The following is an 18046-nucleotide window of genomic DNA, read 5'->3' as shown; positions in this document are numbered from 1 at the left end:
GAAGGACCGACGGACGGCGTCCGCAGCAGAGCGGGTCGGGCGCCGTCACCGTGACGAGAATGGCGTATCCAACACCGTGAACAGATTCGTGGCAGCCGAGCGGGCCCTTCGCTGCGCGGCCCCGCACCAACTCGTGGACGCTGTCCGCGACGTACTGTGCAACGTCTACGGGGCGAAGACCGTTCAGCTCTTCCTGGCCGACTACGGCCTTGCCACGCTCCAGTCCGTCCACACGGCTCCGAGTCCGCCCGAGTCCCTGCCGGCGCACGGCACCCCTGCCGGACGGGCCTTCGGGTCCCAGGAACCGTACGTCGAGAAACTGACGGACGACCAGGTGCGCCTGCACCTGCCGGTGACCGTGCGCGGCGACCGGCTCGGCGTCCTGACCGTCACCCTGCCCTCCGCCGACCGGGCCGAGGAGTGCCTGGACGAACTGGCCGAGGTGGCGCAGGTGCTGGGACACGAGGTGATCGTCGCTGACCGCGACACCGACCTGTACCTCCGGGCACGCCGCACCGAGCGGCTCACCCTGGCGGCGGAGATGCAGTGGCAACTCCTGCCGGGCCGCTCCTGCACACGCCCCGAATACGCGCTCGGCGCCCAACTGGAGCCCGCCTACGCCATCTTCGGCGACAACTTCGACTGGTCCGCGAGCGCCGCCCGCCTGCAGCTCTACGTCACCAACGGCATGGGCGAGGGCATCGAGGCCGCCCTCCTGACCAACCTGGGCATCAACGCGCTGCGCAACGCACGGCGTGCGGGCCTGTCCATCGCGGACCAGGCGGCACTCGCCGACCAGGCCGTCCACGCGCAGTATCGCGGAGACGCCCATCTCTCCGTGCTCCTGCTCGACCTCGACCTGCGCACCGGACGGCTGCAGGTCGTCGACGCCGGCTCCCCGCAGATGTTGCGGCTGCGCGGCCGTACCGTCACCGCTGTCGACCTGGAGGCGCAGCTCCCGCTGGGCATGTTCGAGGAAACGGACTACGTCGCCCAGGAACTCGCCATCGAACCCGGCGACCGGCTCGTCTTCGCCAGCGACGGGGTGTACGCCGTCGCCGCGCCCGGCGGTGAACGCTACGGGGAGCGCGCGCTGGCCCGCGCCCTCGTGGCCACCAGCCTCTTGCCCGCGGCCGAGGTCCCCGGTGCGGTCCTGAGACAACTGTCCGGCCACCGCGGCACCCGCGTGGCCGACGACGACGCGCTCGTGGTCTGCCTCGACTGGTTCGGGCCGCGCAAGGCGCCTTGACCATGCCGTCCGGCGCTCCCCGTATGGTCGGGGCGGCGCGCACCGTATGAGGAGGGAAGTACGTGCCGGAGCAGCAAGCGGCAGCACATCAGACGGACCCGGCCGAGGAGATCGGCGACTTCCTACGGCGGCGGCGGGAGCAGATCGCCCAACGCTGGGCCGACGCGACTCTGTTCCGCACCGTGTTCACCGTCTCCCGGGACGAGGCGGTGGAAGCCGGCCGGGCCGTCGTGGAGGCGTTGGCCGCGGTGGCCGCCGCGGGGCGCCTGGAGGACGCGGAGGCGGACGGGTTCGCGGTCGTTCGCGAACAGCTGGCGCGTACGGCGCATTCCCGGGCGCGCGCCGGCGCCACCCTCGCGCAGATCTCGGCCGAGATGGACGCGCTGCGACCGCCCGTCAACGACCTCCTGCTCGACGAGCTCTCCGAAGCGCCCGCCGAGCACCTGCGGGAGTGCACGACCGCGCTGACCGTGCTGATGGGCACCCTGCGCCTGGTCATGATGGAAGCGGCGATGAGCGCCGGGCAGGAACTCATCAACCGCCAGCGGCTCGAACTGCTCGAGATCGCCACACCCGTGATCAAGCTGTGGGAGGGCATCGTCGCCGTACCGCTGATCGGCACGCTCGACAGCGCCCGCAGCCAGGTGGTGATGGAGACACTCCTGGACGCGGTCGTCGAGCAGCACGCCCGCTTCGCGATCCTGGACATCACCGGAGTGCCGACCGTGGACTCCCTCGTGGCGCAGCATCTGATGAAGACGGTGGCGGCGGCGCGGCTGATGGGAGCGGAGTGCATAGTCTCCGGTATCCGGCCGGCCATCGCGCAGACCATCGTCCACCTCGGCATCGACCTGAGCTCGGTGCTCACCCGCGCCAGTCTCGCGGACGCCCTGGCCTACGCCCTCCAGCAGCAGGGCGCTCACATCGTGCCGAACCCCGACCCGGCCGTGGAGCCCCGGTGACCGGCGCCGCCACGTCCCCGTACGGAGGACACGTACCCGTACTGAGGCTCGGCGGGGTCCTCCTGGTCACCCTTCAAGGCGACCTGTACGACAGCACGGCGGAACAGCTCCGGCAGGACATCGGCGAGACTGTCTCCGACAGCGCGGTCACCGGTGTGGTCATCGATCTCTCCGGCGTCGAGATCGTCGACTCCTTCATGGGCCGCGTGCTCAGTGACATCGCGGCCATGACCCGGCTGCTGGCCGCGCAGACCGTGGTGGCAGGGATGCGCCCGGCGGTGGCCATCACCCTGGTGGAACTCGGCCTGACCCTGCCGGGACTGCGCACCGCGCTGAACACCGAGGAGGCCCTGCGCCTGCTCGGGGCCGAGGTGTCGGCCCTGCCCCGCGACGGGCGTGCACGCCGGGAGAGCCCGTGACCCACAGCACCGGCAGTGTCTCCGCCTGCCTGCCGATCCACTCGGACCTCGATCTGGTGCGAGTGCGGCAGCATGTGCGGCAGATGACCGCCCAACTCGGGTTCGGTCTGGTGGAGCAGACCAAACTCGTCACCGCCGCCAGTGAACTGGCGCGCAACGCCCTCGTCCACGGAGGCGGGGGTCAGATGGAGTGCACCCCGGTGACCAGCGGCGGGGCACAGGGACTGCGTCTCGTGTTCAGCGACCAGGGCCCCGGTATCGCCGACCTGGACCAGGCACTGTCCGACGGCTACACCTCCGGTGAGGGGCTGGGGATGGGGCTGGGCGGCGCCCGGCGCCTGGTCCACGAGTTCTCCATCGACAGCCGCCGCGGCATCGGCACCACCGTCACGGTGACGTCCTGGACCTCTCCTCAGCCCCGTCCGCCCCGCCCGCGGGAGGCGCCCTGATGCCGCGCGTCTGGGAGGTGCCGGTGCACGACTCGACCCGGGTACGCGACGTCCGCGTCGCGGCCGCGGCCGCGGCCCGCCATGCCGACCTCGCCGAGGACAGGGTTGCCGCCGCCGAACTCGTGGCCACCGAACTCGCCACCAATCTGCTCAAGCACGCCGAGGGCGGATGGATACTCCTCGATCTCGTGGGGCCGACCGTTCCGGCCTACGGCGACGAGAGGGTCTCCATGGTGCAGATCATGTCCGTCGACCACGGGCCGGGCATCCCCGACACCGCGACGGCGCTGCGCGACGGCTACTCGACCATGGCATCCCTCGGCGCCGGCCTCGGCACCTGCCTGCGCACGGCCGACGACTTCGGCCTGCACAGCACACCCGGCCGGGGAACCATCGCCATGGCCCGGATCGCCCCCCGCCCGAACCCCGGCACGACCGGCCCGCACCGCGCTCCGCTCCCGGCGCGGGCCGGCGGAGTCAACATCCCCTTCGCGGGCGCGGAGTTCTCCGGCGATGCCTGGGCCTGCGTCCGTACGGCCGACCGCGTGACACTGATGCTGGCCGACGGGCTCGGCCACGGCCCCCAGGCGGCCCGCGCCTCCTCCGCCGCGGTGGAAGCACTGCGAGGCTCACCCCACCTGCCACCGGCCGACCTGCTGCGACGGCTGCACCGCGCCCTGCGCGACACCAGGGGCGCGGCCGTGGCCGTGGCACAGCTCGACGTCGCCGCCGGACGGCTCTACTTCGTCGGCGTGGGCAACGCGGGGGCCCGGCTGCGCCGCGGCGGCAGCTGGCAGGGGCTTGTCTCGCGGCCCGGCATCATCGGCGCCCACCTCCCCGTGCACCTGCCCGAGCAACAGCAGACCTGGGCGGATGACTGCCTCCTGGTCCTGCACAGTGACGGCCTGCCGAGTCGCTGGAGCCCCGGCCCGGCCGACGACGCGCCCTCGTCCCTCGACCCCGCCGTGATCGCCGCCTCGATCGTGCGGGACGCCAGCAGCCCCGCCCGGCCGGTACGCGACGACACCGCCGTCGTCGTGCTGAGCCCCTTCCCCACGGACCGCTCCTCATGATCCGCACCTTGTACGTCCGTACCATCACCGACGCCGCGCAGGCCCGCATCTCAACCGCGCGGCTGGCCGCCGCGTGCGGAGTGACCACCGTGGAGCGCACACGCCTGGTGGCCGCGCTCACCGCACAGCTACGGCAGTGCCTCACCAAGGGCGGTGACTGGCGGGTCGGCGTGGAAACGAACCTGTCCGCCGGTGGGGGAGACTTCCGCGTCGAGGTCGGGCCGGCCACGCGCCGCCCGGACGACCGGCAGCCCTCCTGGCGCGCGTCGGTCCCCTGCGCCGAGGACGCGGACGTCTCCGGTGCCCAGGATGCGGCCACCGGCGACGACCCGGCGGCCCTGGCCGAGGCCCTGTTCGGCGCCGACGAGGACGCGGCCCTGCTGCTGGAGCGACTGGACGAACAGGAGGCACTGGTCGCGTTCCACCGCGAGGAACTCCACCAGACCAACCAGGGAGTACTGGCCCTCCACGCCGAACTGGACGCCGCCGGCCGGGCCCAGCGCGAACTCTTCGCCGCCGAGCAGAAGGCCCGCAAGGAGGCGGAGAACGCCCGCGGCCGGCTGACCTTCCTGGCCGACGCCAGCGCCGCCCTGACGGCCTCCCTGAACCACGAGGCCATCGTCCGGCTGCTGCCCGCACTGCTGGTGCCGCGCTACGCCCGCACCGTCGACGTCTGGCTGTTCGACGGAGTGGACGACGCGCGAAGCGGCGGCCCGCATCCCGCCGCCGCCGTCCTCGCGGCCCGCCGCGGCCGCCCGCAATACGCCGCCGACCACCCCGGCAATCTGCCCGGCGTCGACGATCAGCCACCCTCGGCCCTCGACCCCGGCAGGCCCCTGCTGTGCATCCCCCTGCTCACCCGCCGAGCATCACAGGGCGTCCTCACTCTCTCGCCGCCCGACGACCGCTGGGACCCCGACGACGCCGTCATGCTGATCGAGCTGACCCGACGGGCCAGCATCGCCCTGGAGAACGCCAGGCGCTTCGAGCACAACCGAGACATCGCCGAGACCCTGCAACGCGCCCTGCTCACCGAACTGCCCACCACACCCGGTCTGAGCCTGGCCGCACGCTACCTTCCGGCCACCCGGGGCCTGAACATCGGCGGCGACTGGTACGACGCCTTCCGCCGGCCCGACGGCAGCCTGATCACCGTCGTCGGAGACGTCACCGGACACGGACTGCACGCCGCGGTGATGATGAGCCAGCTGCGCACCGCCCTGCGCGCCTACGCCGTCGACGGCAGCAGCCCCGGCCGGCTCCTGACCCGACTGCACCAGTTCCTGCACCACCTGCACCTCGACCTCTACGCCACCGCCGTCATCGCACGCTTCCACCCGCAGGACGCCACGCTCACCTGGGCCGCCGCCGGCCATCCGCCGCCCGTGCTGCGCGCCCCCGACGGTCAGGTGCGCACCCTCGACGCCAAGCCCGGCGCCATGCTGGGCATCCCGCTGAAACAACAGATCGCCGACCACACGGTGCCGCTCCCACCCGGGTCGACGCTGGCGCTGTACACCGACGGGCTGGTGGAGCGCCGCTCCCAGGGGATCGACCCCGGCATCCACCGCCTCGCCGAGGCGCTGGGCGGCTTCCGCCCGACCGAACTCGACGAGAACCTGGAAGCGTCGGCCGACCGGCTCCTGCAGCCGCTGCTGGACGACTCCGAACACGACGACGACGTATGCCTGTTGCTGTGCCACGTACACGACGACGCGCGCGAGCAACGGACGCCGGAGCCCTGAGCAGGCGCTCTCAGTGTTCGGCCCCGGAGTCCCCACCGGGCTCCGGACAGGCGGGGAGCCCGCCCTCCTGAAAGGCGCGCAGCACCTGCTCGAGCCGCACCCGCTGCGCGGCAGGTACACCGTCGAAGGCGGTGGCCAGACGCAGGGACACCCGCTCGGTGACGTCGGCCAGGAACCTCCGCCCCTGGGCGGTGACCTCCAGAAGCACCTCACGCCGGTTGTCGGGCTGCACGCACCGCCGGAGCAGTCCCGCGGCTTCGAGCCGGTCGCAGAGCCGGCTGGCGGCGGGGAGCCCGATGCGCAGATGCTCGGCCAGGGCGGTGACGTTGAGCGCGGGCCGACGACGCACGGCCCGCAGGGCACGTATCTGCCGCGGAGGCAGCCGCGGACGGACATCCTCGACCGCCGAGAACCAGAGCGCCACCAGGTTCTCCACGGCTTCGACGATCTGCCGGTCGACGGCATCGGAGGGGATCTCGGGATCTGGTTCACGGCGCACGTCCGTCATCCTTCGAAGGCCGCGGTGCACTGCCGACCGGAGCGACCGGACACCCTCGCAGCGATACCCACGAGTACTTCTCTCTCGGTCGACTCCGGCCTGGGTTCATCAGTGCATGGGCCTACCCGAAGCGATGGAGACTACACAGCCGCGTCGGCGACGTCCTCGAGATCTCCCCGCCCCCGCCGATCAGAGACGGCGGGTGCACCCGCCTCGACCGCGGCAGCACGGTCACCGGAAGGGTCGGAGATCGGGCGTCGATGCCTTCCCCCAGTTGACCGGAAGAGGCGGGCGCGCATGTGCGGCGTGAGGTTCTCGAGGATCTCGCGCAGCCACGGGCTGCGGTCGGCCGGCAACCGGACCAGGGTGTGCTGGAACGCACCCTGGTCGGCCCGGAACAGGTGAGGGGGGCGCGGTGCGGGCGGGTCGTCGCGGAGGACGCCGTCGGGCATGCCGCCCGACGCGGGGATGGGCAGGTGCGGTTCGGGCGAGGCCAGCCACAGCCACACGCCGAACGGCAGCGGTACCGGGTATGCCGAGGCGGCCGGGTCGGGCGGGGTCCAGGCAACAAGGTGATCGTCGCCGGACGGCGCAAGGAACTCCTCGACGAGATCACGGCCGAGCACCCGGGCATCGACGTGCTCGTCCTCGATGTCGCGGACCCCGACTCGATCGCCCGGGCCCGGGTGACCGTGGCGGCGAGCCACCCGGGGCTGAACGTCCTGGTCTACAACGCCGGTATTCAGCGGCTGGAGAGCGTCCTTGACCCGGCCGGACTGCAGGTCGCCGAGGATCACGTCGCGACCAATCTGCTGGGCACGATCCGGATGACGTATGCCTTCCTGCCGCTGCTGGTGGGCAAGGACGACGCGGTCGTCATGAATGTCACCTCCGCGCTGGCGTTCGTCCCGTACCCGGTCACCCCGACCTACAGCGCGACCAAGGCCGCGCTGCACTCCTTCTCCGAAAGCCTGCGCATCCAGCTCGCCGGTGCCGACGCCGGTGTCCAGGTGATCGAGGTGGTCCCGGCGGGCGTGCGCACGACCCTGATGGGCCAGCAGGACAGCGAGCAGGCCATGCCGTTGGACGATTTCCTCACCGAGGTCCTCGATCTGCTGCGTGAGAAGCCCGACGCGAAGGAGTTGGTCGTCGAGCGCGCAAGGTTCATCCGCGACGCGGTGGCCAACGGCTCCTACGACGAGGTCCTCGCCATGATCAGCGGCAGCTGACCGACCCGTCATGCCCGACGCGGAACAACAGCACGCGGGAGCGGAACGGTCAGGAAGCGCCTTCGGCTGCGCCCCGGTCGTCGCGCTGGAGGCGACCGGCTCTTTCCTGAGTGCCGGCCGTCTGACACGGCGAACATCGTCGTGTCATACGGGCCGGGCGACGAGGCCCGGGGCCGGTCAAAGCGTTGGGTGCCCTCGACGGGGGGACCGTCGCGGCGGGCCGTCTTCCAGACCGGCGGCCTGCGCACCGCGGACAGTCGGCGCATGTCCCAGCGGGTCATGCAGGTCCGGTGACCATCGGGTCTTCTGGCTGCGCGGGCCCTCGGCGTCGGCCGTACGAGCGGCTTCGCGCGAGCGGGAGAGGGCTGCTCAGCCATGGATCGGTGGTCTCTGGATAGCCGGGCGGGATGCGGTGAGGATGGGGGCATGGACAAGAAGGCACTGGCGGAATTCCTGCGCCGTCGGCGTGAGGTGTTGCGGCCCCGCGATGTCGGGCTGGTCGAGGGGGCGCGCAGGCGTACGCAGGGGCTGCGCCGCGAGGAGGTTGCGCAGCTCGCCGGTATGTCCACCGACTACTACGCACGGCTGGAACAGCAGCGTGCTCCGCAGCCCTCCGTGCAGATCACCGAAGCTCTCGCCCGGGCACTGCGGCTGACCCTGGACGAACGCGACCATCTCTTCGTCCTCATCGGCCACAACGCCCCGGCCCGCTTCCACCGTTCCGAGCACGTCAGCCCGACGCTGATGCGAGTGCTGGACCGCCTGGACGACTCCCCGGCCCTGGTAACGACCGACCTGGTCGACACCCTCGCGATGAACCCCTTGGCCGTCGCACTGCTCGGCGACCAGATGCGCCACACCGGTCTGGCCAGCAGCGGCTACTACCGCTGGTTCATGGACCCGGCCGAACGTCTGGTGTACCCCGAGGAGACCCACGAAAGCCACGGCCGTGCCCAGGCGGCACGCCTGCGGGCCGCGCTCACCGCCGGCAGTGACACCCCCCGAGCCGCCCTGATCCTCGCCGAACTCCAGGAGCACAGCCCCGAGTTCGTCCGCATGTGGGAACTTCAGGAGGTCGCCCGCTACGGCGACTGCAAGACCCTCCTCCATCCCGAACTCGGCCGCATCGACGTCGACGCCCAGCTCCTGTACACCGAGAACCGCGCCCAGACTCTGGTGGTGCTGACCACCCGGCCCGGCACCGAGAGCCACAGCAAGCTCGAACTGCTCTCCGTCATCGGACACCAGCAGCTCACCCCCTGACGTCCTGGACGGGAGACCGGGGACCGGGCCGGGCTCGGCGCGGGAGGGCCGGACAAGGGCACCCTGGAATGGTGCAGCCCGCACGGCGCTTGCCCTGCGCTCTACGGCCAGACATGACGGCCTCCTGCGAGATCCGGGCTCCGCGCTCAGGCCGCCCATTTGACCGGACGCTGCCTCCGCTTTACGCTCGCATACGTACGGAGGCAGCATCCGTTTTGATGTGGTCGCAGGATTACGGCAGGCAGGAGGGCGCATGAGCGCCGTCGAACAGCGGGGACGCAAGCCGCGCGCGGACGTCCAGCGCAACCGCGCCGCGCTCCTGGAGACCGCGCAGCGTCACTTCCTGCAGCACGGGGTCGGCACCTCGCTGGAGGCGGTGGCCAAGGAGGCGGGCGTCGGGCCCGGCACCCTGTACCGGCACTTCCCCACCCGGGAGGCACTGCTGGCGGCCGTGCTGCAGACGCGCTCCGAGGAACTGGTGGCCCGCCAGGCGGACATCGAGCAGCTCGGCGACCCCGCCGAGGCGCTGGAGCAGTGGCTGCGCGCGATGGAGGAGTACTTCAGCGCCTTCAGCGGGCTGCCGGACCCGCTCATGGCCGCGGCCCGGGCGCAGGAGCCGGACAACCCGCTCACCATCCCCTGCGGCATCCTCATCTCCGCCACCGACCAGTACGTGCGAGCCGCGCAGCTCGCGGGCCACGTGCGCGCGTCGGTGCGGGGGAACGACCTGTTCCTCGCGGCCTGCTCGGTTGCCTGGATCAAGGGCGCCGGCATCGAGGAGGAGTCGCTCGACCGGCTCCGCATGCTCATCGCGAGCGGCTACCGCCAGCAGGACACCCAGGCGTAAACCGCCAGGCACCCCCGCCCCGACGCTCGCAACGCCGGGTGGCATCACCACCCGGCCATTACATCGCGCTGCCCTCAAGTGCGGCACAACCTCTCTAGGGACAATTCATGAAAATTACTGTCATAGGCGCCGGTGCCATCGGCGGGAACCTCGCCGCCAAGCTCAGCACGGCCGGTCACGACGTCCAGGTGGCCGACGCCCGCGGCCCCGAGGCCGTCCGGGCCGAGGTGCTGGAGTCCGGGGCCCGCGCGACGGACCTCTCCGACGCCGCCGTCCAGGGCCGGGACGTCATCATCCTGTCGATCCCGTTCGGGGTGGCGGGCCAGCTGGCGGACCTGTTCGCGTCGGTGCCGGACGAGACGGTGGTCATCGACACCTCGAACTACTACCCGGGCATGCTCAGCGAGCCGATCGAGGCGGTGGACAACGGCCAGGTGGAGAGTGTGTACACGGCCGAGCTACTCGGCCGCCCCGTGGTCAAGGCGTGGAACGCCGCGCTGGCCGAAACCCAGCGGACCAAGGGCGTCCCGGCCGGAACACCCGGCCGCCTTGCCATCCCCGTCGCCGGCGACTCCGAGGAGGCGCGGCGCGTGGCCATGCAGCTCGTGGACGACACCGGCTTCGACCCCTACGACGCCGGCACCCTGGCCGACTCCTGGCGCCAGCAGCCGAACAGCCCCGCCTACTGCACCGAACTGACCCTTGATCAGCTGCCGGCGGCCCTGGCCGCGGCCGACCGTGCCAAGGACGCGGCCATCCGCGACAGCCTGCCGGAACGCTTCGCCGCCCTCGGTGCCAACCCCACCGTCGACGACGTCGTCGAGATGAACCGCGCCGCCCACCGCTGAGTCACCCGACGGTGGTGGTGTCCATCCCGCTGGGCGCCTACGAGAAGATCCCGGCACAGCCGCTGGCGGGCAAGATCGTGATCGACACGCTGAACTATTACCCGGAGCGCGACGGCCGCATCGCCGAGCTGGACGCGAACGAGCCGACGACCAGCGAGCTGGTGCAGCGCCACCTGGCCGACTCCCGTGTGGTCAAGGCGGCCAGCAACATCGTCTCCAGCCAGCTGTCCAGCCTTGCCCGCCCCTCGGGTGCGCCGGACCGCAGTGCCATGCCGATGGCCGGCGACGATGCCGCCGCCAAGGCGGAGGTCGTGGAGTTGCTCGACATCCTCGGCTACGACGCGGTGGACATCGGCACGCTCGCCGACAGCTGGCGCAGCGAACCAGGCACGCCCGTCTACGGCAAGGCGTACTACGGGGAAGTGCCCAAGGACGTGAGCTTGGACAAGACGATGGAATGGATCTTCCAGGCCCCGGGCGTTCCGATGCCTGCCGACCGCGTGACGGAACTGACCGCCACGGTTGTCCGGGGCCCCGCGGGCGGCAGCTTCTCGGTCGACGCCTGGACCTGAGTGGAGAGGATCGCGGAAGAAGAGGCGGAACCGGAACGCCTGACCGGGTCCGGACACCGACCCACCGCGGTGGTTCCGGCCGCCAGCGGGGAGACAGACGCCTGCGGCCGCCGCCCCGGCTGCGACTGCTGCGGCTGAGCCCGACACCTGCACGAGGCAGAGGGATCGTCCCCGGGAATGTTGCCCGTCGTGTACGGCGGGCTCACCCACCGTCGCCCAGCGGGGCAGCCGGGCCCAGGCGCAACGCACAGCAGGAGCGCGGTACTCGCGGCGGTGAGCAGCGGTTTGCGGACGTCGGGACCGGTCCCCGGCGGGGTGGATACGTTGGGGCATGGCGTGGTGGCGCCGCTCGAAGCCCCGTTGCGGGCCGTCCGACGTGGCGGCTCCTTTCGCGGCGTTTGATCCGCGCCAGTTCAGCCGAGCGGCAAGCGACGGAGGTGTGAGATGGAGTCGGCCGGCCAGGGCGCCCGGCAGGGTGTTTATCCGTTCTGCGGGCCGTGTACGGACGAGACCATCGCGTGGCATGCCCCGGACACGGAGACCGTCAACGGGATCGGCACCGTGCTCTACGGCTGGGCGGACCCCTGTCCGCGGTGCGGCTCCGTCGTCAAGCGGGAGTACTTCTGCGTCCTGTGGATCCCCCTCTGGCCGATGGGCCGTTACCGCGTCATCACCCTCAGCCGCTCACTGACCGGCTCACGCTACGTCGGCCGGCGGTTCCCCAAGAGCGCCGACAACCCGTACGGGATGGACAAGAAGACCGCAGCGCTCATAGCGCAGGTGGAGGCCGGACAGGAGGAGGCTGCGAAGTCCTGGCCCGAACCGCCACCGTCTCAGTTGGCCGATCATCCCGAACTGCGCGGCGAGCGCTACCAGGAGGCCGAGGACTACTGGGAGTTCGACTTCCCCGACCGTGCTCTGCCGGTGTACGAGGAGGTACTCGCCGCGCACGAGGCGGTGCTGCCCGCCGACGACACCACGACGCTCCAGTTGCGCCAGCGCGTGGCGGAGGCGTATCTGGCGGTCGGACGGCCGGTGGAGGCGCTGGCGCTGCTCACGCAGACTCATGCCCATCTCGTCCGGGTGCTGGGCCCCACCCACCCGGACACCCGCCGCGCGGGCGACGACATGACCAACGCGCGCAGACAGCTGGGCCTGGTGTCCCGTGATCAAGCCAAGGCGCTGAGGTGGGAGCTGGACGAACTGGTACGCACGCTGGGGCCGGACCACCCGAAGGCCCTGCGCACGGCGTGTGCCCTGGGCTCGGCGCTGGGGCTCAACTCCGTGACAGAGGCACTTGAGGTGCTGCAAGAGACGTTGGACCGGTCCGAGCGGGTGCTCGGCGCCGAGCACCCGGACACCGGCCTTGTACGGGAGGAACTCATCAGGACCTGGGAGTACGCGGAATACCGCGGCAAGCCTGACGAGGTTCGGGCAGCGGCGCGGGCCCGGGAACGCGTACACGGTCCCGACGCCCCGGAAACGCTGGAGGCCATGCGCGGTCTGGCCCAGCTTCTCGCGTCGTCCCGCAGGCGCAGGGGTGAGGCGGTGGAGCTGCTGCGGGACACGCTGGAACGGTGCGAGCGGACGCTGGGCCCGGACGGCCCGCTGACGGCCGACGTACGGCGGCAGCTGGAGGAGCTGAGCTGACCCGGCATGCTCTCCCCGCCTGTCCAAGTCTGGCAGTGAATTGGCGCGGTCACATCCGCCACGAGCCGTGTGTGCAGCTCCGGCATGTCCGTCACGCGGATCCCCGGGTGAGCTTCTTGAGCCCGCTGACCAGTGAAGCAAGGTTTACGCAAGGTTACTGCCCACGTGCGCGCCACACCGTAGGGACAAGGGGCCCGTGACATCGAGGGAGCACCGGCCTTCTCGATCCTGTCGGTCCATGAAGGAGTGCAGATGCGTTTGCGTAAGCGTTCAGTCGTCACCGTATTCCTGGTCACAGCGGCGTGCAGCGTCCTCGGTCCGGGTGCCTTGGCCGCTCCCATGCCGTGGGACTCGCACAGGAACCCGGTTTCACATGGGGGTGTGGCTGACGGTGGTGGCCAGGATGGCTTCCATGACAGCGGCTACCACGACAGCGGCCACCACGAGAACGGGCAGCACGAAAACGGGCATCACGACAGCTGATCGGGCCTGCAGGGTGCAGTCAGCCCGGGCCTCCTCACTCAGCCTTCGAGTCGTTCCCCGGCGGCCTGTCCTGATCGGAGCAGACCGCCGGGGTTGTGACCATCAGCGCAGGCCGGCGAAGAGATCGTTCTCGGGGGTGGCCGCGCCGGTGGAGTCCTTGACGCGTAGGAAGGTCTCCATGCCCATCAACTCGCCGAACCTCTCCTTGCCCATCTTGAGGAAGAAGATGTTCTCGCCCTGACTGGCGTGCGCGGCCAGCGCATCGAACTTCTGATCGCTGAATCCGGTGGTGTCCACCCACGTGGTGATCTCATCGTCGGGGAGGCCGATCTCGGCCATCGCGGCGGCCTCGGCAGGATCCGGCTCCGGCATGTCCGGATGAAACTCGCGCATGATCTCCCCGAACCGCTGCATCCCGGAGCGGGGCATCGTGGTCCAGTACACCTTCGGAGTCAGCGCCGTCATCTCCAGCGCCGCCATCGTGATGCGGTGGGCCTGGATGTGGTCGGGGTGGCCGTAGAAGCCGTTCTCGTCGTAGGTGACGACCACATCGGGTCGGTAGTGCCGCATGAGTTCCGCGAGTCGGGCGGCACCTTCCTCCACGGGGGTCTGCCAGAAGGATCCGGGGGCGTCGTTGGTCGGCCAGCCCATCATTCCGGAGTCGGCATAGTCCAGCATCTCCAGATCGCTGACCTTCAGGACGTCACAGCTCGCCTGGAGTTCCTGACGGCGCATCAAGACGACGGACGCCGGATCATGCCCGGGATCGCCCGGCTTGACACCCCCCGGTCCGTCACCGCAACCGCCGTCGGTACAGGTCACGAGTACCGTACGTATGCCTTCCGCCGCGTACCTTGCGAGGACCCCTCCGGTTCCGGTGGCCTCGTCGTCGGGGTGGGCGTGTACTGCCATGAGCGTCAAGGGCCGGTCAGTCATGAAAACAGTCCTCCTGCAGAAATATGTCTTGGTCGAGGCAACCTGCGGGCCCGCCCGGCTGTTCCCGGCGATACCGCCCGTTGCGGCCTCTCGCTACTGCGGTGCGATGGCTTTGAGCCAGTCCTCGACGGTGAGGACATCTGCCCACTGCGGGAACAGCTTTTCGGTGAGCATCGTGTGCACCTCGGGGTCGGTGTCGAGGCAGGCATCCGCCAGGACGGTGAGGCCGAAGTCCAGGTCGATGGCGTGCCACAGGGTGGACAGCACTACGGCGCTGGTGGCGATGCCGGTGAGAACAAGGCTGTCGATGTCGCGAGCCCTGAGTACCAGGTCGAGGTCGCTGCCCGAGAACGCGCTCCCTCGTCTCTTGGTCACCACGACGTCGCCCTGCTGGGGCGCGACGTCGGGATGGATCTCGGTACCAGGGGCGCCCTCGGTGAACAGGCCGGCCCGCACGGCGTTGGTCATCACCCTGTTGCGAGGGCTGACTTCCGGATCGCCCGGCCGTAATCCGATCACGACGTAGATCACGGGGATGCCTGCAGCCCGGGCACCGTCGATCGCCCTGCGCAAGCGCCGCGGATATCCGGAACCGTCGTCGGCGATGGCCACGACGTCCCGTTGGACGTCCATCACCAGCAGCGCGCTGTTCGCCATGCTTGCCGTCCCTTCTCCGTTGGGAAACGTTGGGAAACAAGTGCAAGTCTGGTATCAAGTCGCCCCGCCGCGTGGGCAGTCGGGAATGAGTTGGCGGGCGGGGAGTCCTCGGTCATGGCACTACTGACTCCGCAGCTCACAAGAAGTCATCGGTGGAGCCACACGGGCGGCTCATGGACCGTGAGTCTGCCGTCGTCGATTCGCCAGAGGGCGTCCGCGCGGGCGGCGAGTTGGGGTTCGTCGGTGACGTAGATGACGGTGCCCGGGTAGCGGTCGAGCAGGCGTTCCAGCAGGTCGCAACCGAGCGGCTTGTGCGGCCTGGCCTCGTCCAGCAGCAGGATGCGGGGGCCGCTGCGCAGGGCCCGTACCATCGCCACCTGGTAGCGCGCGGTCGTGGAGAGGCCGTGTCCGCCTTCACCCACGCGGGTGCGCAGGCCGTCGGGGAGCAGCTCGGCGAGGGCCTCGATGTGGTCCTCGTCCGGCTCCGTGGCCGCGTCGGGTGGTTCGCCGTGCCGCAGGTTCTTGCCCACGCTGCCGCGGAGCAACGGGAGTTCGGGGCTGGTCAGCCTGATCATCCGCCGTACGGATTCGGGGTCGTGCCGGGCGAGGTCCTGGCCGTCGAGGAGTACGGTGCCGGCGTCCGGCTCCTGCAGTCGCGCGATGAGGCGAAGCAGCAGCGACTTTCCCGCGCCCGGAGGGCCCTGCAGTACGATCCGCTGCCCCGGCGTCGCGACGGCCGACGCGTCCAGGACGCCGTACACGCGCAGTCCCGCGAGTTCGAGGCGCCCGGGCCCGTCCGCGAGCGGCTCGGCGCGGCGGGGTCTGCGCAGTGGCGCCGGTGCCGCTAGGACCTCGGCTATGCGACGGCGTGCGACGCGCGACTGCTGCCAGTGCTCCTGCACACGGACCAGGGAGGCCAGGGGTCCGCCGAGGAAGTTCGCCACCGTCAGCAGCGAAGCGAGAACTTCCCAGCTGGTGCCCGTGACCAGACCCGCGGTGACCACGATCAGCAGGATGCCGATGCCGCACGCCTCGGCCGTCGCCGACATCACTCCGGTGAGCCGGGCCTGGCGCACCATGGCGCGACCGTACTCACGGCTGCGCCGCCGCATCACCCGGCGCTCCTGCTCGATCCGTCCGAGGGACTGTATGACGGCCGTGTGCGTGACCCGTTCGTTGACGAAGGCGGCGAGCCGGCCGTTGTGCCGTCTGGTCTCGCGTACGCGTTCGCTGAGCCGCCGCCCGAACAGCGCGACCGTGGCCCCGGCGAGGAGGATCACCGCCGCCGAGAGCGCGCCGATCCTCGGCGCGATGACGGCCAGGGCGACGAGCGCGCACGCCAGGAACACCCCGTCCACCAGCAGCGGTGCCACGCCCTTGCTGATCCACAGCCGGAGGGCGGACGCGTCGCCGGTGAACCGGAGCACGGTGACGCCGACCGTGCGACGGTCCGGCCCGCATGCCTCGCTTCCGGCGACATGGTCGAAGAGACGCATTCTGACGCTGTGCACGTAGCTCTGGGCCAGCCGTTCCGCGAGCGGTTCGCCTGCCGCCCTGAGGAGTACGGTCGCGCAGGCCGAGGTGAGGAGTCCGGCGGCGAGTGTGCCGGGCGCGTAACCGGCGACGTGGGTGTAGATGGCGCTGCGGTCGTGGCCGTACGCGATCTGCCCGCCGTGCGTGATGCGGTAGGCCGCGCCATGCACCAGGAGGGCAAAGGCGACGACGCAGACCGCCTGCCCGAATCCCGCGAGAACCAAGAGGAGCATCAGCCGGCGCCGTACACCGCCGAGCGTGTGCGGCATCCGGGCGCGCTGCAGGCCCGCCGTGGTCAAGCCACTGATTCGGCCGTCAGAGGGCCGCTGCGGTCCGCCAGCCGACTGTGGTCCTGCGACAGTGCGGTGCAGTCCGTGTAGTCCGCGTAGTCCGTGCGGTCCGTCAGCCGCGTGCCGTCCTCCGGCTGGCCGCTCTCGTCCCTGACGGGGCTCCCGCCCGCGATGGCGCCCGCGAGGATCTGGACGGCGACGGAGGGGTCGGACAGGGCAGCCGCTTCGAACACGGGGATGTCCACGCCGGCCACCGCTTCGGCCATGGCCAGCGGAGAGGCCGTCAGTACCCCGCTCAGGGCCATGACGGGAAGCCCCTCCTCATGCAGCAGCCGCACCCCCGCCACCGCGCTGACCGAGTCACCGGCCGCGAACACGATGCCGTCCACGTCGGCGCGGAATTCCGGTGTCCGCATCAGCGCCGCCGTCTCCCGTTGCAGGATCCCGTCCGCGACTTCCAGCACTATGGCATCCGCCTGGTGGCTCGTCAGATCCGTGATCGCGCTGCGCAGAATGCGGATCACCTGCGGCATCGGCAGCTGGTAGGTGGTGGGGAATCCCAGGTCGGTGAAGTCGATGACCCGGGACGCGCCCGCGTCGGCCATCAGCGTCGGGTCTCCGGGCGCACCGGTGCCGGTCACCTTTGCCGCGCCGACCCGGCGGCCGGCCAGGCTGAGGCCGCGTATGAGGGCGGCGGCCACGGTCGTCTTGCCCGCGTTCATCGAGGTGCCGAGTACGGCGATGGTGCGCGGGCGCGGTGCGAGGGCGGGCACGACGGGTCGGGCCAGGCGGGCGAGGTTGATGACCGCGCCGTGCTCGTCGGTGACCAGACCAAGGGGCTGCAGCCGGGTGGGAGGGTTCATTCTGGAGTGGGAGGAGACGACCCGCCCGGCTATGCCGCCTCCGGCGGCCAGGTCACAGGGGCCGAGGTCGCCCGGCACTTCTGCCTCGAATTGGTCGGGGGCGTAGCGTGCGCCATAGGCGACCACTATCGTGTCGCCGACGAACAGTCGATTACGCTTTCCGTGTGCTTGCCCGAGGGATTTGTGCTGGCCGATTTCGGTCACCCGGCACAGCACCAGGTCGCCTGCCTGTGGACGGGCGTCCTGCCTGCTCAACCCCAGTGTGCCGGTGCTTCCGTGGCCCAGCTCGACAAGGCGGCGGGCCGTATAGGAAACTTTCGCCGCCGCATTGCCGGAAGCATTGAACCGCGCGCTCTGCATGGATTTCTCCTTATCCGCACGAGCTGAAAATCGCCCCGTGGAGCACCTTAGGGATTCTTCATCACTCAAATCCGCGGCGACCAAAAGAGAAACTTAGGGGAGATCACCCGGGAGGGCGG

17 protein-coding genes and 1 pseudogene are annotated in these 18046 nt (G+C 70.6%); 12 read left to right on the top strand and 6 right to left on the bottom strand.

The genetic code is table 11. From position 1 onward, the window contains the following. Positions 1–76 precede the first annotated feature (76 nt). The 6 genes from OG828_RS13840 to OG828_RS13815 all read left to right on the top strand — a co-directional run bounded on the left by OG828_RS13840 (position 77) and on the right by OG828_RS13815 (position 5897). A complete protein-coding gene (locus OG828_RS13840) occupies positions 77–1249 on the top strand; it encodes a PP2C family protein-serine/threonine phosphatase (RefSeq protein ID WP_328355137.1) in 1173 nt (390 codons plus the stop codon). Between the two features lie 62 nt (positions 1250–1311). Continuing rightward, a complete protein-coding gene (locus tag OG828_RS13835; RefSeq protein ID WP_328355134.1) occupies positions 1312–2211 on the top strand; it encodes an STAS domain-containing protein in 900 nt (299 codons plus the stop codon). Continuing rightward, complete coding sequence (locus tag OG828_RS13830; protein ID WP_328355131.1) at positions 2208–2630, top strand: STAS domain-containing protein; 423 nt, start codon at positions 2208–2210, stop codon at positions 2628–2630. The genes OG828_RS13835 and OG828_RS13830 overlap by 4 nt, the downstream gene beginning before the upstream one ends. After that, positions 2627–3079, top strand: coding sequence for an anti-sigma regulatory factor (locus OG828_RS13825; RefSeq protein WP_328355128.1), 453 nt, complete (start codon positions 2627–2629; stop codon positions 3077–3079). Before OG828_RS13830 ends, OG828_RS13825 begins: the two co-directional genes overlap by 4 nt. After that, a complete protein-coding gene (locus OG828_RS13820) occupies positions 3079–4152 on the top strand; it encodes a SpoIIE family protein phosphatase (RefSeq protein ID WP_328501301.1) in 1074 nt (357 codons plus the stop codon). The genes OG828_RS13825 and OG828_RS13820 overlap by 1 nt, the downstream gene beginning before the upstream one ends. Beyond that, positions 4149–5897: a PP2C family protein-serine/threonine phosphatase gene (locus OG828_RS13815; protein ID WP_328355122.1), complete on the top strand. Its 1749-nt coding sequence runs from the start codon at positions 4149–4151 to the stop codon at positions 5895–5897. Before OG828_RS13820 ends, OG828_RS13815 begins: the two co-directional genes overlap by 4 nt. A 10-nt stretch (positions 5898–5907) precedes the next feature. Here OG828_RS13815 and OG828_RS13810 read toward each other — a convergent pair whose 3' ends face one another. Then, the gene (locus OG828_RS13810; RefSeq protein ID WP_443060135.1) at positions 5908–6405 is read right to left on the bottom strand and encodes a MarR family winged helix-turn-helix transcriptional regulator; all 498 of its coding nucleotides are present in this window, start codon (positions 6403–6405) and stop codon (positions 5908–5910) included. Between the two features lie 272 nt (positions 6406–6677). Further along, positions 6678–6959: pseudogene (locus OG828_RS13805) on the bottom strand (hypothetical protein); the annotation flags it as partial. A 9-nt stretch (positions 6960–6968) separates the two neighbouring features. Between OG828_RS13805 and OG828_RS13800 the strand changes: the two are divergent. The 6 genes from OG828_RS13800 (at position 6969) to OG828_RS13775 (ending at position 12805) form a co-directional block, all read left to right on the top strand. Next, a complete protein-coding gene (locus OG828_RS13800) occupies positions 6969–7625 on the top strand; it encodes an SDR family oxidoreductase (protein ID WP_328501300.1) in 657 nt (218 codons plus the stop codon). Positions 7626–8051: 426 nt separating this feature from the next. After that, positions 8052–8888 carry a helix-turn-helix transcriptional regulator gene (locus OG828_RS13795; protein ID WP_328501299.1) on the top strand — a complete coding sequence of 279 codons (837 nt, stop codon included), beginning with the start codon at positions 8052–8054 and terminating at the stop codon, positions 8886–8888. A gap of 253 nt (positions 8889–9141) precedes the next feature. Next, a complete protein-coding gene (locus tag OG828_RS13790) occupies positions 9142–9735 on the top strand; it encodes a TetR/AcrR family transcriptional regulator (protein WP_328501298.1) in 594 nt (197 codons plus the stop codon). Between the two features lie 107 nt (positions 9736–9842). Then, on the top strand, positions 9843–10583 hold the full coding sequence (locus OG828_RS13785) for an NADPH-dependent F420 reductase (RefSeq protein ID WP_328438109.1): 741 nt from the start codon (positions 9843–9845) through the stop codon (positions 10581–10583). A gap of 11 nt (positions 10584–10594) precedes the next feature. Beyond that, entirely contained in the window at positions 10595–11155 is a 561-nt protein-coding gene (locus OG828_RS13780; protein ID WP_328438108.1) for an NADPH-dependent F420 reductase, read from the top strand. Between the two features lie 444 nt (positions 11156–11599). After that, a complete protein-coding gene (locus OG828_RS13775) occupies positions 11600–12805 on the top strand; it encodes a tetratricopeptide repeat protein (protein ID WP_328501297.1) in 1206 nt (401 codons plus the stop codon). Between the two features lie 585 nt (positions 12806–13390). On the opposite strand, the gene OG828_RS13770 is transcribed toward OG828_RS13775, so the two are convergent. The 4 genes from OG828_RS13770 to OG828_RS13755 form a co-directional block, all read right to left on the bottom strand. Next, positions 13391–14224 carry a PIG-L family deacetylase gene (locus OG828_RS13770; protein WP_328501296.1) on the bottom strand — a complete coding sequence of 278 codons (834 nt, stop codon included), beginning with the start codon at positions 14222–14224 and terminating at the stop codon, positions 13391–13393. A gap of 93 nt (positions 14225–14317) precedes the next feature. After that, the gene (locus OG828_RS13765) at positions 14318–14881 is read right to left on the bottom strand and encodes a cysteine hydrolase family protein (protein WP_328438105.1); all 564 of its coding nucleotides are present in this window, start codon (positions 14879–14881) and stop codon (positions 14318–14320) included. Positions 14882–15027: 146 nt separating this feature from the next. After that, positions 15028–16713 (bottom strand): ABC transporter ATP-binding protein, encoded by a 1686-nt coding sequence (locus OG828_RS13760; protein ID WP_328501295.1) that lies wholly within the window; start codon positions 16711–16713, stop codon positions 15028–15030. Next, positions 16710–17927, bottom strand: a complete 1218-nt coding sequence (locus OG828_RS13755) for a DUF1611 domain-containing protein (RefSeq protein WP_328501294.1) — start codon at positions 17925–17927, stop codon at positions 16710–16712. The genes OG828_RS13760 and OG828_RS13755 overlap by 4 nt, the downstream gene beginning before the upstream one ends. Between the last annotated feature and the right edge of the window lie 119 nt (positions 17928–18046).

The sequence above is a fragment of the Streptomyces sp. NBC_00457 genome (assembly GCF_036014015.1).
Taxonomy (GTDB): domain Bacteria; phylum Actinomycetota; class Actinomycetes; order Streptomycetales; family Streptomycetaceae; genus Streptomyces.
The sequence above is the reverse complement of the archived record's forward strand: the minus strand, read 5'-3'. Positions and strand labels throughout refer to the sequence as shown.